This is a genomic window from Streptomyces sp. NBC_00306 (assembly GCF_036169555.1).
GTDB lineage: Bacteria > Actinomycetota > Actinomycetes > Streptomycetales > Streptomycetaceae > Streptomyces > Streptomyces achmelvichensis.
The window spans coordinates 5249129-5267556 of sequence record NZ_CP108032.1 but is presented as its reverse complement, the minus strand read 5'-3'; the positions used below and the strand labels follow the sequence as shown (position 1 = coordinate 5267556).

The following is an 18428-nucleotide window of genomic DNA, read 5'->3' as shown; positions in this document are numbered from 1 at the left end:
GTCCGCCCGCCGGGCGGACACGCCACGGCTCGTCCCATGGTACGGGGCCGCCGGGTGCGGGGCTTCCCGGGCTGATCGAGAGGCAGTCACTGCTGGGGGCGCGGGGTGCGCTGGGGTGCGGAGAACCGGGTCAAGGGTGGTCATGATCTTGCCCGCCGGCGACGCCGGCGGGCAAGGGACTTGAGGCAGTTCTGAGGTTGTACGTGAGCGCCTCACGGTAGTCTTACGGGTTTACCCCTTCTTGAACCCGATGTCCTGGTACCGGGGTGCGGCGAAACCGAACGCACCGGCGTTGAGGACGGTGGGCTTGGCCGCCACCAGCTCGGGGCGCTGGTAGAGCGGGATGGACCCGGCCGCGGCCCAGATCCGGGCGTCGGCCTTGCGGACCAGCTCACGGGCGGCGTCCTGGTCGAGCTCGGCGGCCGCCTGGTCGAAGAGCTGGTTGATGTAGTCGGTGCCGACCCGGGTGTAGTTCTGCTCCACCAGCAGGGAGCCGTCGGACGCGGGCTCGGGCTTGGCGAAGATCGGCCGCGCGTCGGTCGCGGGGTAGGCGGTGGCGGGCCAGGAGTAGAGCGCCAGGTCGTAGTTGCCCGACGCGATGTGGTCCTTGAAGTAGCCGGCGTCGGCGACCTTGGTGATCTCGGTACGGATGCCGACCCGGTCCAGCATCCGCGCGACCTTCGCGCCGACCGCGCGCAGCGGCTCGGAGCCCGGGCCGGACGGCAGGACGAAGCGCAGGGAGAGCGGCTTGCCGTTCTTGCCCACCGCGCCGGCCACGACCGGGGCGGCCGTGCCGCGCGGGGCATACGCTCCGGCGACCTCACCCTTCTTGTCCTGGGTCCCCGCACCGCGGGCCTCGTCGTCCGAGCCGGGGCGGCCCGGCAGGGCCAGTTCCCGGCCGGCGGCGGCGGGAGCCGGCGCGAGGATGCGCGTACCGCCCGACTCGGGTCCGTGCACGGCGCTCGCGGGCTTGTCGTCGCCGACGATGTAGAGCCCGTCGTCGGAGGCGGCGTCGCCCTCCCCGGCCTTCCGGCCCGAGGGTGCGGACGAGGGGAACCCGGAGGCCTTGGGGGACGCGCTCGCGCCCGCCTCGCTGCCCGCCTTGGCCGGAGCGGGCTTCTTCAGTCCGCCCGGTGTCCAGCCGGCGTCGGCCAGCAGCGCCTGCGCCTCCTCGGTGTTCTGCTCGCCGAGCGCGCCGCTGTTGTCGGTGTACGCGCTCTGGCCCGCCAGGGCGAGATGGCTGCCGGGCGGGTCGGCGGGCAGCCCGAGCGGCGACAGCACGGTCTCGGCGAGCTCCTTGCGGTCGAGCGCACGCGCCACGGCGCGGCGGACCCGGGCGTCGGCGAGCGGGCCCGACTCTCCGTTCAGCGCGAGCTGGGTGTAGGCGGGCTCCAGGGACTTCCGGACCACATAGCCCTTCAGCGCGGTCTGTGCGGCGACGTACGCCGAGACGGACCGGCTGCGGGCGGCCAGGGCCTTGCCGTCACCCGAGCCGTGGGGCACGGCCTCGCCCTTCAGGGCGCTGGAGGGGGTCCGGCCGGCGGCCGGGGAGCTCGGCTGCCCGCTCGCGTGCCGGGGGCCCGCGGCGCCGGCGATACGGGTCGCCGTGCCCCGGTCGATCTCGGCGATGTCGACCCGGCCCGCCGCCAGGGCGTCCGCACGCTTGTCCCGCGGCACGGCGGTGAAGACCAGGTTCTCCAGCTTGGCCTGCTCGCCCCACCAGCGCGGGTTGCGCACCAGCGTGGCGGTGCCGGCCTTGCGGTCCAGCGGACCCAGGCGGAACGGTCCTGCAGTGGCCTTGAGGCCGTCGCGCGCGCCGTCGTTGAAGGCATTCGGTGCGGAGGTCACGTCCTTCGGGTACAGCGGGGTGAAGAGGGACTGCCAGTCGGCGTACGGCTTGGTGAAGGTGACCTTGACCTCGAGGTCGCTGGCGCCCTTCTGGATCTCCTCGATCCGCTCGTACCCGGCGTTGCGCGCCGTCCAGTACGCACTGTCCTTGCCGCTGAGCGCGCGCCACTGGGCGACGAAGTCGGGTGCGCCGATCTCCCGGCCGTCGCTCCAGACGGCCTTCTGGTTGAGCTTGTAGAGCACGACCTGCTTGGGCTCGCGGTCGACGATCTCGGCGGATTCCACGAAGTCGGCGTTGCGCTGCGGCCGGCCGCTCTTGTCGAGCGTGAAGAGGGAGGGCAGTACGGCCCCGGCGATGCGCGTGGTGGCGGCGTCGGCGTCCGCCTGGAAGGCGTTCAGCGTCGTCGGCATCGCGTCGATCGCCCAGCGAAGGGTCCCCCCGTCGGCGACCTTGTCCCGGGCGGCAGCGGCGATGTCCGGGGCTGCGGCCTTCCCCGTGCGCTCGGACTCGTCCGCGCTGCAGGCCGCCAGGGCCGGCAGGGCCAGAACCCCGCTGGTGAGCAGCGCAACGGACCGGAGCGTTCGGGAGCAGGTCCTCCCGCGTGGCGCGTCGACCTGGGACATGAGTGGTACCTCTTCGTCCTGTTTGGCGGAATTTGGAGATGATCACACCGATTCCGGTCCACTGAAGTGGAAAGGGCGCGCCCGGGGGCGGAGACACGGCGCAAACCGCTGGAATGCCACCCGCTCGGCCCAATGGAGCAGCGCCCATAACCGGGCGAAAAGGGGGAAAATGGGGGGAGTGAGATCCGACTCAGGAGGGGCGCGCTCCCAGCGCATGCACCGGCAATCCCTGCACGTCCCTTCACAAGCGGGGATGTGACGCGCAACACTCGCAGGCGCATGAGCGACGCCACCGCCCCCTGCGGAAGTGAGGGCAAGTCATGTCCGAGCAGGAAGAACTGACAGCGATTCGACACCGCCTCGACGAGCTGGTCCAGCGGGTCGGGGAGCTGGAGCGAACCGTTGATCAGCTGCGTGGCGCCGGACCGGCCGCGCAAGCCGCGCGGAAGTCACCGGACCGCCCTGAGCTGGTCACCATCCCCGATGTCCCGTACAACAACGCGCTGTGGACGGACTCGGACGACGAGGGACTGGGCGTCCGAGACCGGCACGCTCCCTAGGAGACCTCGTTGGCCACTGGCACCGAACCACCACAAATCAATACAGGCGTGCACGGCGCGACGCGAGCCGCCATCGGCCCCCGCCATCTGCGGACGGACCGATGGTGGCTTGCGCCGGCCCTGACCGCCGGCGGACTGCTCGCCTTCATCGTGTACTCGACCTGGCGGGCGTTCTCCAACGCCGACTACTACGCGGCGCCGTACGTCTCGCCGTTCTACTCGCCCTGTCTCGCCGAGAACTGCGAGCCGATGCGGTCCGGGCCCAACTGGGAGATCTTCGGCAGCTGGTGGGGCCTGTCCCCCGCCCTCCTCATCCTGATCTTCCCGCTGGGCTTCCGGCTGACCTGCTACTACTACCGCAAGGCGTACTACCGCGGCTTCTGGGCCTCTCCCCCGGCCTGCGCGGTGGCGGAACCGCACAAGAAGTACACGGGCGAGACCCGCTTCCCGCTGATCCTGCAGAACATCCACCGGTACTTCTTCTACGCCGCGCTGCCGGTCGCCGGAATCCTCACGTACGACACCGTGCTCTCGTTCCGCGACGAGAACTACGCGTGGGGCCACATGGGCCTCGGCACGATCGTCTTCCTGATCAACATCGTGCTGATCTGGGCGTACACCCTCTCCTGCCACTCCTGCCGGCACATCATCGGCGGGCGGCTCAAGCACTTCTCCAAGCACCCGGTGCGCTACCGGCTGTGGGGCTGGGTCGGCAGGCTGAACGAGCGCCACATGGTGCTCGCATGGGCGTCCCTCATCAGCGTCGCGCTCGCGGACTTCTACGTCTATCTCGTCGCGTCCGGCGCCTTCGACGATCCGAGGCTGTTTTGACAAGGGAAGGCGCCTGACATGACAGAGCTCGAACGCCAGCAGTGGGACGTCGTGGTGGTGGGCGCGGGCGGCGCGGGCCTGCGCGCCGCCATCGAGGCCCGCGAGAAGGGCGCCCGTACGGCGGTCATCTGCAAGTCCCTGTTCGGCAAGGCCCACACGGTGATGGCGGAGGGCGGCATCGCCGCCTCCATGGGCAACGTGAACTCCGGGGACAACTGGCAGGTCCACTTCCGCGACACCATGCGCGGCGGCAAGTTCCTCAACCAGTGGCGGATGGCGGAACTCCACGCGCGCGAGGCGCCGGACCGCGTCTGGGAGCTGGAGACCTGGGGCGCGCTCTTCGACCGCACCGCCGACGGAAAGATCTCGCAGCGCAACTTCGGCGGGCACGAGTACCCCCGGCTGGCGCACGTCGGTGACCGGACCGGCCTGGAGCTGATCCGCACCCTTCAGCAGAAGATCGTCTCGCTCCAGCAGGAGGACTTCAAGGAGACCGGGGACTACGAGTCCCGGCTGAAGGTCTTCCAGGAGTGCACCGTCACCCGGGTCCTCAAGGACGGGGACCGGGTCTCCGGCACGTTCTGCTACGAACGCGAGTCCGGACGGTTCTTCGTCCTCGAAGCCCCCGCGGTGGTGCTCTCCACCGGCGGCATCGGCAAGTCCTTCAAGGTGACGTCGAACTCCTGGGAGTACACCGGCGACGGCCACGCGCTGGCGCTGCTCGCCGGGGCACCGCTGCTCAACATGGAGTTCGTGCAGTTCCACCCGACCGGCATGGTCTGGCCGCCGTCGGTGAAGGGGATCCTCGTCACCGAGTCCGTGCGCGGCGACGGCGGGGTGCTGCGCAACTCCGAGGGCAAACGGTTCATGTTCGACTACATCCCCGACGTCTTCAAGGAGAAGTACGCGCAGTCGGAGGAGGAGGGCGACCGCTGGTACGAGGACCCGGACAACAACCGGCGTCCCCCCGAGCTGCTGCCGCGTGACGAGGTGGCCCGTGCCATCAACGCCGAGGTGAAGGCGGGTCGCGGCTCCCCGCACGGCGGGGTGTTCCTGGACGTGTCGACGCGGATGCCCGCCGAGGTGATCCGGCGCCGACTGCCGTCGATGTACCACCAGTTCAAGGAACTGGCGGACGTCGACATCACGGCCGAGGCCATGGAGGTCGGACCGACCTGCCACTACGTGATGGGCGGCATCGCCGTCGAGTCCGACAGCGCGTCCGCCGTGGGGGTACCCGGTCTGTTCGCGGCCGGCGAGGTCGCCGGCGGGATGCACGGCTCCAACAGGCTCGGCGGCAACTCGCTCTCCGACCTGCTGGTCTTCGGCCGGCGCGCGGGGCTGTACGCGGCCGAGCACGCGGCGGGGCTCGCGGTACGGCCCGCTGTCGACGAGGCACAGATCGACGCGGCCGCGGCGGAGGCCCTGCGCCCCTTCAGCGCGGAGGGTCCCGAGGAGGGCGCACAGCCGGAGAATCCGTACACCCTCCATCAGGAGCTCCAGCAGACGATGAACGACCTCGTCGGCATCATCCGGCGCGCGGGCGAGATGGAACAGGCGCTGGAGAAGCTGGCCGACCTCCGGGTCCGCGCACGGCGCGCGGGTGTCGAGGGCCACCGGCAGTTCAACCCGGGCTGGCACCTCTCGCTGGATCTGCGGAACATGCTGCTGGTCAGCGAGTGCATCGCGCGGGCGGCGCTGGAACGCACCGAGAGCCGCGGCGGGCACACCCGTGAGGACTGCCCCGCGATGGAGCGCGACTGGCGGCCGGTCAATCTGATGTGCCGGCTGGTCGACCCCACCGGCGGACTGGCGGCGACCGATCCGGTACGCGGCCAGATCGCGCTGGAACGCAGGACGACCGATCCCATCCGTCCGGACCTGCTCGCTCTGTTCGACAAGGAGGAGCTGGTCAAGTACCTCGCCGAAGAGGAGCTCTACGAGTGAGTTCGTACCAAGCCGGCTTCAGGGTGTGGCGCGGCGACAAGGACGGGGGCGGGCTGGAGGACTTCTCCGTCGAGGTCAACGACGGCGAGGTCGTGCTCGACATCATCCACCGCCTCCAGGCCACCCAGGCGTCCGACCTCGCGGTCCGCTGGAACTGCAAGGCGGGCAAGTGCGGTTCGTGCAGCGCGGAGATCAACGGCCGGCCGCGGCTGATGTGCATGACGCGGATGTCCGTCTTCACACGCGAGGAGACGATCACGGTGACCCCGCTGCGGGCGTTCCCCGTGGTGCGCGACCTCGTGACGGACGTGAACTTCAACTACACGAAGGCGCGGGAGGTGCCGTCCTTCGTTCCACCGCCGGGGGTCGCCGCCGGTGAGTACCGCATGCAGCAGGTCGATGTGGACCGCTCGCAGGAGTTCCGCAAGTGCATCGAGTGCTTCCTGTGCCAGGACACCTGCCATGTGGTGCGCGACCACGAGGAGAACAAGACGGCCTTCGCCGGCCCGCGCTTCCTGATGCGGGTGGCGGAGCTGGACATGCACCCTCTCGACGCGGCGTCCGAGGCGGGGCTGGACCGCAAGAAGACGGCCCAGGACGAGCACGGTCTCGGCTACTGCAACATCACCAAGTGCTGTACGGAGGTGTGTCCGGAGGGCATCAAGATCACGGACAACGCCCTGATCCCGCTGAAGGAACGGGCGGTCGACCGGAAGTACGACCCGCTGGTCTGGCTGGGCAACAAGATCGGCCGCCGGAAGGACTGACCGGGTCCTGTGGGTGTCCGCACGCGCGGACACCCACAGCACGGGCAGGTGCCGGTGATCGGCGGGCGGGGTGCATGGCTGTTCGGTGGCGTCCGGGCGGCCGCGCGGGTGGGCCGGACGGTCAGCAGGCACCGCCGTACGCCTCGACCGTAGACGCGGCCACTGACAGTGATGGTCATGCACCGTGCGTAGCGGTCCGGTCGCGCCAGGACAAGGCCGGACATAACCTCCCCATGTGACGCGAATAGCCACCCGAGTGCTCCTGGCGGTGCTGGTGGCGACGTGGTGGCTGGCCGTGCCCGCCGCCCGCGACGCCCTGGCCGACGAGCCCGTCAGCCTGTCCCGCGACGGCCAGATCACCGACCGGGTGGACGCGCTCGGCGACCGCGAGCAGGCGGTCGTCCAGGCTCTCGACCGGCTCTACGACACGACACGGCAGCAGCTCTTCGTCGTGTACGTACGGGACTTCTCCGGCCGCTCCGCGCAGGACTGGGCCGAGGCCACCGCGCAGAAGAACGGCCTCGGCCAGAACGACATCCTGCTCGCCGTCGCCACGCACGACCGGCAGTACGCGTACTTCGTCGACGCCGCCTCCCCGCTGACGGACGCCCAGCTCGCGGACGTGGCGCGCACGGCCGTCGAGCCCGCGCTGCGGGAGAACGACTGGGCGGGCGCGGCGATCGGCGCGGCGGACGGATACGGCGCGGTCCTGAACGGGCGGCCGGTGCCCGCGCCGGCCCTCACGCCGGGCGACCCCGACCCCGGAGGATCCGACGCGACGGGCGCGGGCGACCTGGTCCTGCCGGTCGTGGTGGTCGGCGGCGCGGCCGCGATCGGGGCGTTCGCCCTCGTCAGACGCCGCAGGCGCACGGCCACCCGCACCACGCCCCAGGGCGGCAGGGCGGGCTGGGGTGACGGGGCGCAGTCGCCGGTGCCGCTGCCCGCGCTGGACGCCCGGTCCAAGCAGGCACTCGTGGACACCGACGACGCGCTGCGCACCAGCGAGGAGGAACTCGGCTTCGCCACAGCCCAGTTCGGCGACGAGGCGGCGAAGCCGTTCCGGGACGCGGTCGAGCACGCACGGAGCGAGCTGACGGCCGCGTTCAGGCTCCGCCAGCAGCTCGACGACGCCCATCCCGAGGACGACGCCACCCGTCGGCGGATGCTCGACGAGATCGTCTCCCGGTGCACGGAGGCCGACCGGCGCCTCGACGCCGAGTCGGAGGACTTCGACCGGCTGCGTGCCCTGGAAGAGAACGCACCCCAGGCCCTCGCCACCGCCCGGACGGCCTTCGACGACCTCGAGGGCCGACTGGTCACGACCGAGGCCACGCTCACGGTGATGCGCGAGCGGTACGCCCCCTCCGCCGCCGCTCCCGTCGCGAACAGCGTCGAACAGGCCAGGGACCGGCTGCGTTTCGCCGGGGCGGGGCTCGACGAGGCGGACCAGGCCGTCGCAGCCTCCGACCACGCCAGGGCGGCCGTGCACGTAAGGGCGGCGGAGGGCGCTCTGGCCCAGGCGCGCCAACTGATCGAGGCCGTGGACCGGCGGGCGCAGGAGCTCGCGGAGGCGGCCGGCAAGCTGCCGGGCGCGCTGACGGAGACGGACGCGGACCTGGCGGAGGCGCGGGGACTGCTGAAGGGGACGTCGGCCGGGGTGTCGACGGCCGGTCTCCAGGGCAGCGTCGCCCGCGCCGAGACGGTGGCCGGCGAGGTGCGCCGGGAGACGGAGACGGGGCCTTACGACCCGATCGACGCCCTGCGCCGGATCGAGGAGGCGGATGCCGCGCTCGACGAGGCCCTCGCCGGTGCCCGGGAGAACGAGCAGGGGGTACGCCGGGCGGGCGCGCTGCTCGACCGGGCGGCGCTCGGTGCCCGGTCGTCCGTCGGCGCGGCCGCCGACTACATCACCACGCACCGCGGGGCGGTGGGCAGCGAGGCGAGGACCCGGCTGGCGGAGGCGCAGCGGAGGCTGGCCCGCTCGGAGGAGCTGGCCGCGTCGGGCGACGTGCAGGGCGCGCTGGCCGAGGCGCAGCAGGCGGACGCACTGGCACGGCAGGCGCAGAGCCTGGCCGAGGAGGACGTGCGCGGATTCGGGAACCCGTTCGGGCCGGGCGGTGTACAAGGAGCGGGAAGTGCGGGGGGTGGGCTCGGGGGCGCGGTGCTCGGCGGGATCATCCTCGGCGGACTGTTCGGCGGAGGAAGGGGCGGAGGGTATGGCGGGGGTTACGGAGGCGGAGGCCTCGGAGGCGGATTCGGCGGCGGTTTCGGGGGCGGCGGCTTCGGCGGCGGGCCCGGCAGTTTCGGCGGCGGGGGCACGCGCGGCCGCAGGGGTGGTGGCCGGTTCTGACGTGGTTTCCGGTGCGTGCGGCGCGCGCATCCCTGACATCAGCCCTCACAAGGAGAAGTGCGATGACGAAGCAGACGATTCTCGGCCGGGTCACCCAGCTGGCCAAGGCCAACATCAATGCCCTCCTCGACCAGGCCGAGGACCCGCAGAAGATGCTCGACCAGCTGATCAGGGACTACACGAACAACATCAACGAGGCGGAGCAGGCGGTGGCGGGCACCATCGGCAATCTGCGGCTGATGGAGGAGGACCACCGGGAGGACGTCGCCGCCGCGAAGGAGTGGGGCACCAAGGCGCTCGCGGCGAGCCGGAAGGCCGACGAGCTGAGGTCGGCCGGCCGGAGCGCGGAGGCGGACACCTTCGACAATCTCGCCAAGGTGGCCCTTCAGCGACAGCTCCAGTCCGAGAAGGAGGCGAAGACCGCCGAGCCGACGATCGCCTCCCAGACGGAGATCGTGGACAAGCTCAAGAGCGGACTGGAGCAGATGAAGACCAAGCTCACCGAGTTGAAGGCCAAGCGCGACGAACTGGTGGCGCGGGCGAAGTCGGCGCAGGCGCAGAACCAGATGCTGGACGCGGTGAAGAACATCAATGTCCTCGACCCGACGAGCGACCTGTCCCGCTTCGAGGACAAGGTCCGCCGGGAGGAGGCCAGGGCCATGGGGAAGCAGGAGCTGGCGGCGTCCTCGCTGGACGCGCAGTTCGAGCAGCTGGACAGCCTGGGGGACACGGCGGAGGTCGAGGCACGGCTGGCGGCACTGAAGGCCGCGTCCTGAGAGCGGGACGCGGGCCCCTCCGGGGAGCGCGCGTCCCGGCACCTGCGCCTTGGTCCGGCATGCGCGTCCCCGCACCGGCACGCGTGTCGGGGGCGTGCGTCCCCGCACCGCTGTCAGAACATGCTGAGCAGCTGCTCCACGGTCGGCTCGGCGGTCGAGTCCCCGTCGGGCAGCGGGAGTTCGAACCAGACCGTCTTGCCGCGCGGGGTCCGGCGCGACCCCCAGGCCGCGCTCAGCAGCCCGACCAGCTGGAGTCCGCGGCCTCCCTCGTCGGTGTCGCGTGCCCGCCGGCGGCGCGGCTGGACGAGGCCCGCGTCCCAGACCTCGCAGACGAGGGTGCGATCCCGCAGCAGCCGCAGACGGATCTCGCCCTCGCCGTACCGCAGGGCGTTGGTGACCAGTTCGCTTACCAGCAGCTCGACCGTGTCCACGAGCGCTTCCAGGTCCCAGGAAACCAGCTGGGCCCGGGCCAGCTCGCGGGCCCTGCCCACGGAACGGGGCTCGCGCGGCAGCCGCCAGTCGCCCACCGCCTCCAGCGGCAGCCCCTGTATCCGGGCCATCAGGAGGGCGATGTCGTCCTCGCCGTGGCGGGTGTCCAGAGTCGTCAGTACGTGGTCGCAGACGTCCTCGAGCGAGCGGACCGCGCCGATCGCGGGCGGCGCGTCGGGGCGCAGCGCCGGAGAGCTGTGCGGGCCGGGTCCCGTGCGGGCCGGGTCGGTGAGCGCCGAGCGGAAGGCCCGCAGGCCTTCGTCGAGGGGGTGGTCCCGCGACTCGACGAGTCCGTCGGTGTAGAGCGCGAGGAGCGCGCCCTCGGGGAGTTCGACCTCGACCTCCTCGAAGGGCTCGCCGCCGACGCCGAGCGGCATCCCGGGCGGGACGTCGAGGAGCAGTGCCTCCTCGCCCGGTTCGACCAGGACGGGGGGCAGATGACCGGCGTTGGCGAAGGTGCAGCGCCGGGTGACCGGGTCGTAGACGGCGTAGACGCAGGTGGCGAGATAGACCTCGGAGAGGTCCGCCTCGCGGGACTTGTGGGCGACGCGCGAGGCCTGCTGGGTCCCGCTGGGGCTGCCGAGACCGCGGGCGATCTCGTCGAGTGCCGAGAGCACCTCGGCCGGTTCCAGGTCCAGCAGCGCCAAGGTGCGTACCGCGGTGCGCAGTTCACCCATGGCGACCGCGGCGCGCAGTCCTCGGCCCATCACGTCACCGACGACCAGGGCGGTGCGGTGACCGGGGAGTTCGATGACGTCGAACCAGTCACCGCCCACCTCGGTGGCGGTGTTCCCGGGGAGATAGCGACACGCGATGTCGAGGCCGGCGGCCTCCGGGTCGCCCGGCGGCAGCAGGCTGCGCTGGAGGATGAGGGCCCGCTCGTGCTCCCTGCGGTAGAGGCGGGCGTTGTCCATACAGACCGCGGCGCGCGCGGCGAGTTCGACGGCGAGTGCCTGGTCCCGCTCGCCGAAGGGCTCGCTCCCCTTGGTCCGGGAGAACTGCACCAGCCCGACGACGGTGTCGTGCGCGACCATCGGCACGGCGAGCGTGGACTGGACGAGCGTGCCCTCCTCGCCGGGTATCGCCTGCACCCGGGCGCTCCGCAGGGCTGTCGAGCAGGGCGAGTTGAAGGAGTAGCGGTGCACCTCGCCGACCGCGGTGGGGGTGCCGTCCTGCTTGCTGCAGCCCGGTGTGGTGATCAGGGGGGCGTCGGAGACGGCGCTGGCGAAGGCGACGCGGCGCAGTTCGGCGCTGCCTCCCCCGTAGCTCTCCGGGTGGGGCGCGTCCCAGCGTCCGGGCGGTGCCTCGTCACCGGTGAGCAGCCCCTGGTAGAGGTCGACGGACGCGAGGTCGCAGAAGCCGGGCACGGCCACGTCGAGGAGTTCGCGTGCGGTGGTCTCCAGGTCCAGGGAGTTGCCGATGCGGGCGCTGGCCTCGTTCAGCAGGGCGAGATTGCGACGGGCGCTGGCGGCCTCGCGGGCGGCGACGTGGCGGCGCGTCACATCGGTACCGATTCCGGCCACCCCGATGGGCCGGCCGGATCCGCTGTGCACCCGGTAGAGGTTGATCGACCAGTGCCGACGGTCGGTGCTGTTCGGTGCCGCCCCGACGATCTGGAGATCGATCGCGGCCTCGCCGGTCTCCAGCACCCGGCGCAGCGAGGCATTCATCCGTTCCGCCTCGGGGCGGGACAGATAGTCGTGGACGGTCCGTCCGCGGTGCTCGTCGGCGGTGCCGCCGAAGACCGTGGCGAACCGCTCGTTGGTGCGCTGCACCTTGAGGTCGGTGCCGAAGAGGAGGAACCCGAAAGGAGATTGGCCGAAAATCGCCTGCGATGCGGCCAGATCGGTCTCAATCCCGCGCAGCGCGCGGACGTCGACGACGATGCAGAGCGCGGCCCTCTCGCCACTCTCCGTCTCACTCGGCATCACATAGACCTCGGCGACGCCGTGCGCGCCGCCCTCCCCCGGCATGCGGAACGGGACGAGCCCCGTCCACTCCTTGCCGTCGAGGATCTCCGCCACCTGGCGGTGCCCGCGCGGACGGAGCTCGGTGGGCATGAAGACCTCGACCGGGTCCTTGCCCCTGACCTCGGCCGATGTCATGCCGAAGAGGTCCACCGCACGCCGGCTCCACTGGTCGACCAGGCCGTCGGGGCCGATCGAGAAGGAAGCGACCTTGATGTAGTCATAGATCGAGCCAGGCGGACTGCTCTGCCATACGACATCGCTCGTCGTCTCAGGTATTTCGCTCACGCGACCGTCCCCTCCAGCTCACCGCACCGGACCGGCCATGACCGCAGTATTCAGCACTACGGCCCTGACGCACACGGCGTTCACGATCACAGCCCGGTCTCGTTCATTTTGAGCCGAGGGGGTCCGTGATCGTCGTCCCTTCGGACTTTTAACCAGCGAGAGGCAGCTCGAACCACACGGTCTTGCCCGTTCTGCCACGGCGGGTGCCCCAGCGTCGGGCACTGACGGCCACCAGTTGGAGCCCGCGTCCGCCCTCGTCGTCGGTGGTGGCCGACCGCTCGGTGGGCGGATCGGGAACGGGGTCGGACACCTCCACCAGCAGCGAAGGAGCGCTGCCGGCGGGCTCGAGACGGATGAGCCGCACCCCGATCGGACCTGATGCGTGGCGCAGGGAGTTCGTCACCAGCTCACTGACCAGCAGCACCGTCATGTCCTCGGTCGCGTGGTCCAGTCCCCAGGCGCGCAGGGTGTCCCTGACGGCATGACGGGCGGTACGGACGGCGTTGGGCTCGGCAGGGAAGGTCCACTCGGCACAGTCGCCGTCGGTGTCGATCACGCCGCTCACTTCCCAGACCAGCAGCAGGCGCCCTATTTCGGGGGGTTAATCAGCACATACCCGATATTCGAACCGAGATATCCCACTCGGGACAGCAATGGGTGCACCGTGGCACGAACGGCGTACAGATCACTCCCGTGCGCTGCCTGCCGAGATGCCCGCGCCACCGCCTCGCCGGGTTCGGCCACCGATGCCACGGTCACGACCACCGACGCCGGCGCCACCGATGTCACCGTCACAGCCGGCGACCGACACGGCCGCCGCTCTCGCGCAGCAGACGGGCCGCCTCCGCGACCGCCGGGCGGTCCTGGTCGAGCCAGTCGACGGTGTCGGTCTCGTCCGGGCCCAGCCAGCGCAGCGCGTCGTGGTCCTCCAGCGGCCGGGGTTCCCCGGAGACCAGCCGGGCCGTCCAGACGTGCAGGACATATCCCGGCTTCAGGGGCCACTCCCCCGGGATGCGCGCCAGCGGCTCCGTCTCGACGCCGAGCTCCTCGCGCAGCTCGCGGACCAGCGCCTCCTCGGGCAGCTCACCCGGTTCGAGCTTGCCGCCGGGCAGTTCCCAGCGGCCGGCGAGTTCGACAGGGGCGCTGCGGCGGGCCGCCAGCAGGCGCCCCCCGTCGTACAGGGCTCCGGCCACCACGACACGATCAGTCATGCGCCGGAGCGTACTGCGCTGTGCGAACCGGCGGTCAGCGCGTGGTCTGCCCGATACGCTCGACCCAGTAGAGCTGCCTGTGACCCTTGCCGTCGAGCGTGTCGGCGATGTGCTGGGCCTCGTCCTGCGTGGCGTACCGGCCGACGCGATAGCGGTTGCCGTTGTCGTCCTGTCGTATGACCAGCCACGGGAGCACGGGGCCGCCGTCGTTCATCGCGCCCCTCCCTCGGTGGGTCGGTGTGTCTGTAACGATCGCCAGGAAACCGCACTACGCATATGCCCGAGCGTACGCCTGACCTTTACTCAGCGGATACGTGTTTACACAAAGAGATAAGAAAGAGGGGCGCATCCGGCGTGGATGCGCCCCCTTCCGGCTGGTTTCCGGCAGGTCCTACGCCCCCGCGGACGGACCGGCCGGCACCGCCGCCAGGGCTCGCCGGACCGTCGGCACCGGCATCAGGACCGGTCCGGACGCCGGGTCCTTGCGGCAGACGTCACCGCACTCGGCGTCCAGGGAGCAGCACAGCGAGCAGATCGGGCCGGACTGCACCGGGCAGTCGGCGATGTCCGGGAGTTCGTACGCCGTCTCGCACACCCCGCAGGTGTGGGTCGCGGTGATGTCCCCGACCTCCACGCCGGGGCCGTTCACCGGGTTCGGCCGGGCGAGGTAGTACCGGCCCTTCGTCGCCCAGGCGATCAACGGGCACAGCACGAGCGCGAGTCCGGCGGCGATGAAGGTGGAGAAGGCCTCGGCGTACCGGCCGAAGAGTCCGAAGAACGCGAGGATCGAGACGGTGGAGGCGATGACCATCGCGCCGAAGCCGGCCGGATTGACGGAGCGGAGATAGGCCCGTTTGAACTCGATGTACGGCGGGCTGAGTCCGATCCGCTTGTTGATGACCAGGTCGGCGGCCACGGCCGCGATCCAGGCGATGCCCACGTTCGAGTAGAAGCCGAGCAGCTTGCCCAGGGCGGCGAACATGTTCATCTCCATCAGCGTCAGCGCGATGGCGAGATTGAGGAAGATGTACCAGACCCGGCCCGGGTGGCGGTGGGTGATCCGGGAGAAGAAGTTCGACCAGGACAGTGAGCCGCTGTAGGCGTTGGTCACATTGATCTTGATCTGCGAGACGATGACGAAGAGCGCGGCCGCGGGCAGCGCCACCGACCCCAGCCAGGGCTTCAGCGCCTCCAGTTGTGGCGCGATCGGCTCCAGGGCGTGCGTCTTGCCGACGGCCTCCAGCGCGACGAAGGCGAGGAACGCGCCGCCGATCTGCTTGGCGGCGCCGATGATCACCCAGCCCGGACCGGCCGCGAGAACGGCCAGATTCCAACGCCGCCTGTTCTGCTCGGTCTTGGCCGGCATGAACCGGAGATAGTCGGCCTGTTCTCCGATCTGGGCGATCAGCGAGAGCGCCACGCCGGTGCCCAGACCGAAGCCGATCCAGGAGAAGCCCGACCCGGCCCCCTCCGTACCGCCGAAGGAGCCGAACGCGCCCCAGGCGTCCGGGGCTTCGAAGGCCAGCACCACGAAGGGCAGCACCATCCCGATGATCCAGATGGGCTGGGTCCACGCCTGCACCTTCGCCAGCGCGCCCATGCCCCGGAAGACGATCGGGATGACGATCAGCGTGGTGACGAGATAGCCGATCTCGACCGGCAGCCCGACGGCCTGGTGCATCGCCTGGGCCATGATCGAGCCTTCGAGCGCGAAGAAGATGAAGGTGAAGGAGGCGTAGATCAGGGAGGTCAGCGTCGAGCCGAAGTAGCCGAATCCGGCGCCGCGCGTGACGAGGTCCATGTCCAGGCCGTACTTCGCGCACGCCCGGGCGATCGGGATCCCGGTGAGGAAGATGATCGCCGCGGCCGTGAGGATGGAGGCGAATCCGCTCGTGAAGCCGTAGGTGAAGACGATCGACGCACCGATGGCGAAGTCGGCGAGATAGGCGATGCCGCCGAGTGCGGTGCCGGCGACCATCGAGGGCGACCAGCGCCGGAACGAGTGCGGCGCATAGCGCAACGAGTAGTCCTCACGGCTCTCGTCGGCGGCCAGTCTCGCGTAGCTGCGGCGGGGTCCCGGCCCCTCGGCGACAGCTCCTCCCGCGTCGGCCGCCGGTCCACCCCCTTCGTCCGGCGTCCTGGTGACAGATGTGGCGGTGTCCGTCATCGATGGCTTCCCGTCCGTCGGTCCGTGTGCGGATACATGCGGTGCACGGACGGGAAGGTAGGAGCCGGACATGACAGGGCGGAGCAGGGGGCGATTGCCCGTTGGTTACGGCACGGCGGGCGGCGTTAACTCGTGATCACGGACCCCGGACGGTCTGTTCGGGTAGCGGTCACTTCACCGGCAGGTGGTATGCGATCCGGAAGCGGTCGGCAGGGACGACCACATCGGCCGTCTCGACCGCACGCCCCGAGGCGTAGTAGGTCCGCTCGACGACCATCACCACATGGCCGGGCACACCGCCGAGCGCCAGGAGCTCCTCCGCCAGCCCCGGGCGCGCACCGACCTGCTCCGCCACGTTGTCCACGACGATGTCGATGGCCGCCATCCGCTCCACGACACCGCAGCCGCCCAGCGGCCCCTCCTCCGGCAGCATCACCGGGGTGCGCCCGGTCACTTCGAGCGGTTCCCAGGAGGTGGAGAGCATGGTGACCTCACCGGCGTCGCGGAACACATAGCGGGTCCGCATCACCCGGGCGCCCGGCTCGATACCGAGCCGCTCGGCGATCTCCGGGCTCGCGCCCTCCTGTTCGCTGCTGGACTCCCAGGTGCCGCGGGTGCCGTCCGCCGCCTGTTCCTGACGGAAGGGGTTCGCACCCACGGGCGGGCGGTAGCCCGAGCGGGAGATGCGGCGCGGCACGGGCCGCTCGCGGACGTACGTCCCGGAGCCGGAGCGGCCTTCGACCAGACCTTCCGCCATCAGGACCTTGCGCGCCTCCAGGGCGACCGTGTCGGACACCCCGTACTCCTCGCGGATACGGGCCTGCGAAGGGAGCCGGGTGTGCGGCGGCAGCGAGCCGCTGACGATCTTCTGGCGGAGATCGCCCGCAACGCGGAGATACGCGGGCTGCTCACCGAATGTCACTGGCCACTCCCATCGCATTGACAGACAGCAACAGCCTCGCAACCGACGGTTGTTGACCGCAACTGTGGGCCAAAGATTCACTCGAAGTGATGAGTCGCCGGTGCATCGCGGTTTGTCGCGGACAGGGGCCGATCATTCCGTGCCAACCCATTGACCACAATGGTCCAGACCAATACGTTCCTGGCAGCACAACTCCGTTCACGGAACCTTCCGGCACACGCACAGGAATGAGTCCCATGCGTCGAAGAACCTTTGTCCGGACGGCTGTTGCAGCCTGTTCGCTCTCACTCCTCGCGGCGCTCGCCCCCGCCGCGTCGGCCGGCACCAGCACATCGGCGCCGGCCGCGGCCGGCCAGAGCCACGGCGGCCCCTCGTACAAGCGCGTCGGCTACTTCACCCAATGGGGCGTCTACGGCCGGGACTTCCAGGTCCAGGACATGGACACCAGCGGCCAGGCCGCCAAGCTCACGCACATCAACTACGCCTTCGGCAACGTGAACGCCGAAGGCAGGTGCTTCACCGGGAACATCCCCGGCGAGGCCGACGCCTGGGCGGACTACGCCCGCCCGCTCGACGCGGAGAACTCGGTGGACGGCGTCGCCGACACCGCCGAACAGCCGCTCGCGGGCAACTTCAACCAGCTGCGGGAGCTCAAGGCCAAGCACCCCGGCCTCAAGGTGATGATCTCCCTGGGCGGCTGGAGCTGGTCCACCCACTTCTCCGACGCGGCCCTCACACCCGCCTCCCGCAAGGCGTTCGTCTCCTCCTGCATCGACCTCTACATCAAGGGCAATCTGCCGGTGGACGGCGCGCGCGGCGGCGCGGGCGCGGCGGCCGGGCTCTTCGACGGCATCGACCTCGACTGGGAGTGGCCCGGATCGGCGGGCGACACCGACACGGTCTACCGCCCGCAGGACAAGCGGAACTTCACCGCCCTGGTGCATGAGTTCAGGACCCAGCTGGACGCGTACGCCAAGACGCAGAAGAAGCGCAAGCACTACGAGCTGAGCGCCTTCGTGCCGACCGCGCCCGAGAAGATCGACGCGGGCTTCGAGGTCCACAAGATCATGCGGGACTTCGACTTCGTCAACCTCCAGGGATACGACTTCCATGTGTCCGGCGAGAAGACCACGGCGCAGCAGTCCGCGCTGTTCGCCAGGAACGACTTCAGCGTCGACCAGACGGTGCGCGACTGGCAGCGGCGCGGCGCTCCGGCCCGCAAGCTGGTGGTGGGCATGCCGTTCTACGGCCAGGGCTGGACGGGCGTGACGGGCGGCGGTGACGGCCTGAACCAGCCGGCGACCGCTCCCGCGCCCGCGACCTGGGCCGCCGGGTACGAGGACTACAAGGCCCTCAAGAAGCTGGCCGACGCGGGCACGTACACCGTGCACCGCGACCGGCGCGGCGGGCATGCCTGGCTCTTCGACGGCACCACCCTGTGGACGTACGACGACCCGCAGGTACTGCGGACCAAGTCCTCGTACATCCGTGACAGGGGTCTGGGTGGCGCCATGTTCTGGTCCCTGGACGGGGACACCGCGAACGGCGAGCTGATGACGGCCGTCGACCGCGGGCTCTCGCGCCGCTAGCGGCGCGCGGGCGGAACACGCGGAAGCCGGCGCCCGGACCATGACGGTCCGGGCGCCGGCTTCGTGCTCGCTTCGGCCGGGTTCATCGTGGT

14 protein-coding genes are annotated in these 18428 nt (G+C 70.6%); 7 read left to right on the top strand and 7 right to left on the bottom strand.

Going from position 1 to position 18428, the window contains the following annotated elements; translation table 11 throughout:
- Positions 1–231: 231 nt before the first annotated feature.
- Positions 232–2472, bottom strand: a complete 2241-nt coding sequence (locus OHA05_RS23615) for an ABC transporter substrate-binding protein (RefSeq protein WP_313944313.1) — start codon at positions 2470–2472, stop codon at positions 232–234.
- A 320-nt stretch (positions 2473–2792) separates the two neighbouring features.
- Here OHA05_RS23615 and OHA05_RS23610 point away from each other — a divergent pair, with 320 nt between their 5' ends.
- From OHA05_RS23610 to OHA05_RS23585, 6 genes are all read left to right on the top strand, one after another.
- Positions 2793–3032: a hypothetical protein gene (locus OHA05_RS23610; RefSeq protein ID WP_313944314.1), complete on the top strand. Its 240-nt coding sequence runs from the start codon at positions 2793–2795 to the stop codon at positions 3030–3032.
- A gap of 9 nt (positions 3033–3041) precedes the next feature.
- Positions 3042–3863, top strand: coding sequence for a hypothetical protein (locus OHA05_RS23605; protein WP_313944315.1), 822 nt, complete (start codon positions 3042–3044; stop codon positions 3861–3863).
- Between the two features lie 18 nt (positions 3864–3881).
- Positions 3882–5810: a fumarate reductase/succinate dehydrogenase flavoprotein subunit gene (locus OHA05_RS23600; protein WP_313944316.1), complete on the top strand. Its 1929-nt coding sequence runs from the start codon at positions 3882–3884 to the stop codon at positions 5808–5810.
- On the top strand, positions 5807–6577 hold the full coding sequence (locus OHA05_RS23595; RefSeq protein WP_327680653.1) for a succinate dehydrogenase/fumarate reductase iron-sulfur subunit: 771 nt from the start codon (positions 5807–5809) through the stop codon (positions 6575–6577). The genes OHA05_RS23600 and OHA05_RS23595 overlap by 4 nt, the downstream gene beginning before the upstream one ends.
- A gap of 235 nt (positions 6578–6812) precedes the next feature.
- Positions 6813–8927 (top strand): TPM domain-containing protein, encoded by a 2115-nt coding sequence (locus tag OHA05_RS23590; RefSeq protein WP_328861643.1) that lies wholly within the window; start codon positions 6813–6815, stop codon positions 8925–8927.
- 62 nt (positions 8928–8989) lie between these two features.
- Positions 8990–9703 carry a PspA/IM30 family protein gene (locus OHA05_RS23585; protein WP_313944319.1) on the top strand — a complete coding sequence of 238 codons (714 nt, stop codon included), beginning with the start codon at positions 8990–8992 and terminating at the stop codon, positions 9701–9703.
- A 113-nt stretch (positions 9704–9816) separates the two neighbouring features.
- Here the strand turns inward: OHA05_RS23585 and OHA05_RS23580 are convergent, their stop codons facing one another.
- From OHA05_RS23580 to OHA05_RS23555, 6 genes are all read right to left on the bottom strand, one after another.
- The gene (locus tag OHA05_RS23580) at positions 9817–12447 is read right to left on the bottom strand and encodes a SpoIIE family protein phosphatase (RefSeq protein ID WP_313944320.1); all 2631 of its coding nucleotides are present in this window, start codon (positions 12445–12447) and stop codon (positions 9817–9819) included.
- Positions 12448–12595: 148 nt separating this feature from the next.
- Positions 12596–13012 (bottom strand): ATP-binding protein, encoded by a 417-nt coding sequence (locus OHA05_RS23575; RefSeq protein ID WP_313944321.1) that lies wholly within the window; start codon positions 13010–13012, stop codon positions 12596–12598.
- A gap of 226 nt (positions 13013–13238) precedes the next feature.
- The gene (locus OHA05_RS23570) at positions 13239–13658 is read right to left on the bottom strand and encodes a (deoxy)nucleoside triphosphate pyrophosphohydrolase (protein WP_313944322.1); all 420 of its coding nucleotides are present in this window, start codon (positions 13656–13658) and stop codon (positions 13239–13241) included.
- 34 nt (positions 13659–13692) lie between these two features.
- On the bottom strand, positions 13693–13872 hold the full coding sequence (locus tag OHA05_RS23565; RefSeq protein ID WP_313944323.1) for an SPOR domain-containing protein: 180 nt from the start codon (positions 13870–13872) through the stop codon (positions 13693–13695).
- A gap of 177 nt (positions 13873–14049) precedes the next feature.
- A complete protein-coding gene (locus tag OHA05_RS23560; RefSeq protein WP_328861642.1) occupies positions 14050–15825 on the bottom strand; it encodes a purine-cytosine permease family protein in 1776 nt (591 codons plus the stop codon).
- 169 nt (positions 15826–15994) lie between these two features.
- A complete protein-coding gene (locus OHA05_RS23555) occupies positions 15995–16747 on the bottom strand; it encodes a GntR family transcriptional regulator (protein WP_313944325.1) in 753 nt (250 codons plus the stop codon).
- A 236-nt stretch (positions 16748–16983) separates the two neighbouring features.
- Between OHA05_RS23555 and OHA05_RS23550 the strand changes: the two genes are divergently transcribed.
- The gene (locus OHA05_RS23550) at positions 16984–18336 is read left to right on the top strand and encodes a glycoside hydrolase family 18 protein (RefSeq protein ID WP_313944326.1); all 1353 of its coding nucleotides are present in this window, start codon (positions 16984–16986) and stop codon (positions 18334–18336) included.
- Positions 18337–18428: the final 92 nt, after the last annotated feature.

Excerpts from the sequence above, each read along its gene's own strand:
- OHA05_RS23570 (WP_313944322.1), bottom strand. The coding sequence starts at position 13,658 with ATGACTGATCGTGTCGTGGTGGCCGGAGCCCTGTACGACGGGGGGCGC.
- OHA05_RS23550 (WP_313944326.1), top strand. The coding sequence starts at position 16,984 with ATGCGTCGAAGAACCTTTGTCCGGACGGCTGTTGCAGCCTGTTCGCTC.
- OHA05_RS23585 (WP_313944319.1), top strand. The coding sequence starts at position 8,990 with ATGACGAAGCAGACGATTCTCGGCCGGGTCACCCAGCTGGCCAAGGCC.
- OHA05_RS23615 (WP_313944313.1), bottom strand. The coding sequence starts at position 2,472 with ATGTCCCAGGTCGACGCGCCACGCGGGAGGACCTGCTCCCGAACGCTC.
- OHA05_RS23600 (WP_313944316.1), top strand. The coding sequence starts at position 3,882 with ATGACAGAGCTCGAACGCCAGCAGTGGGACGTCGTGGTGGTGGGCGCG.
- OHA05_RS23565 (WP_313944323.1), bottom strand. The coding sequence starts at position 13,872 with ATGAACGACGGCGGCCCCGTGCTCCCGTGGCTGGTCATACGACAGGAC.
- OHA05_RS23610 (WP_313944314.1), top strand. The coding sequence starts at position 2,793 with ATGTCCGAGCAGGAAGAACTGACAGCGATTCGACACCGCCTCGACGAG.
- OHA05_RS23560 (WP_328861642.1), bottom strand. The coding sequence starts at position 15,825 with ATGACGGACACCGCCACATCTGTCACCAGGACGCCGGACGAAGGGGGT.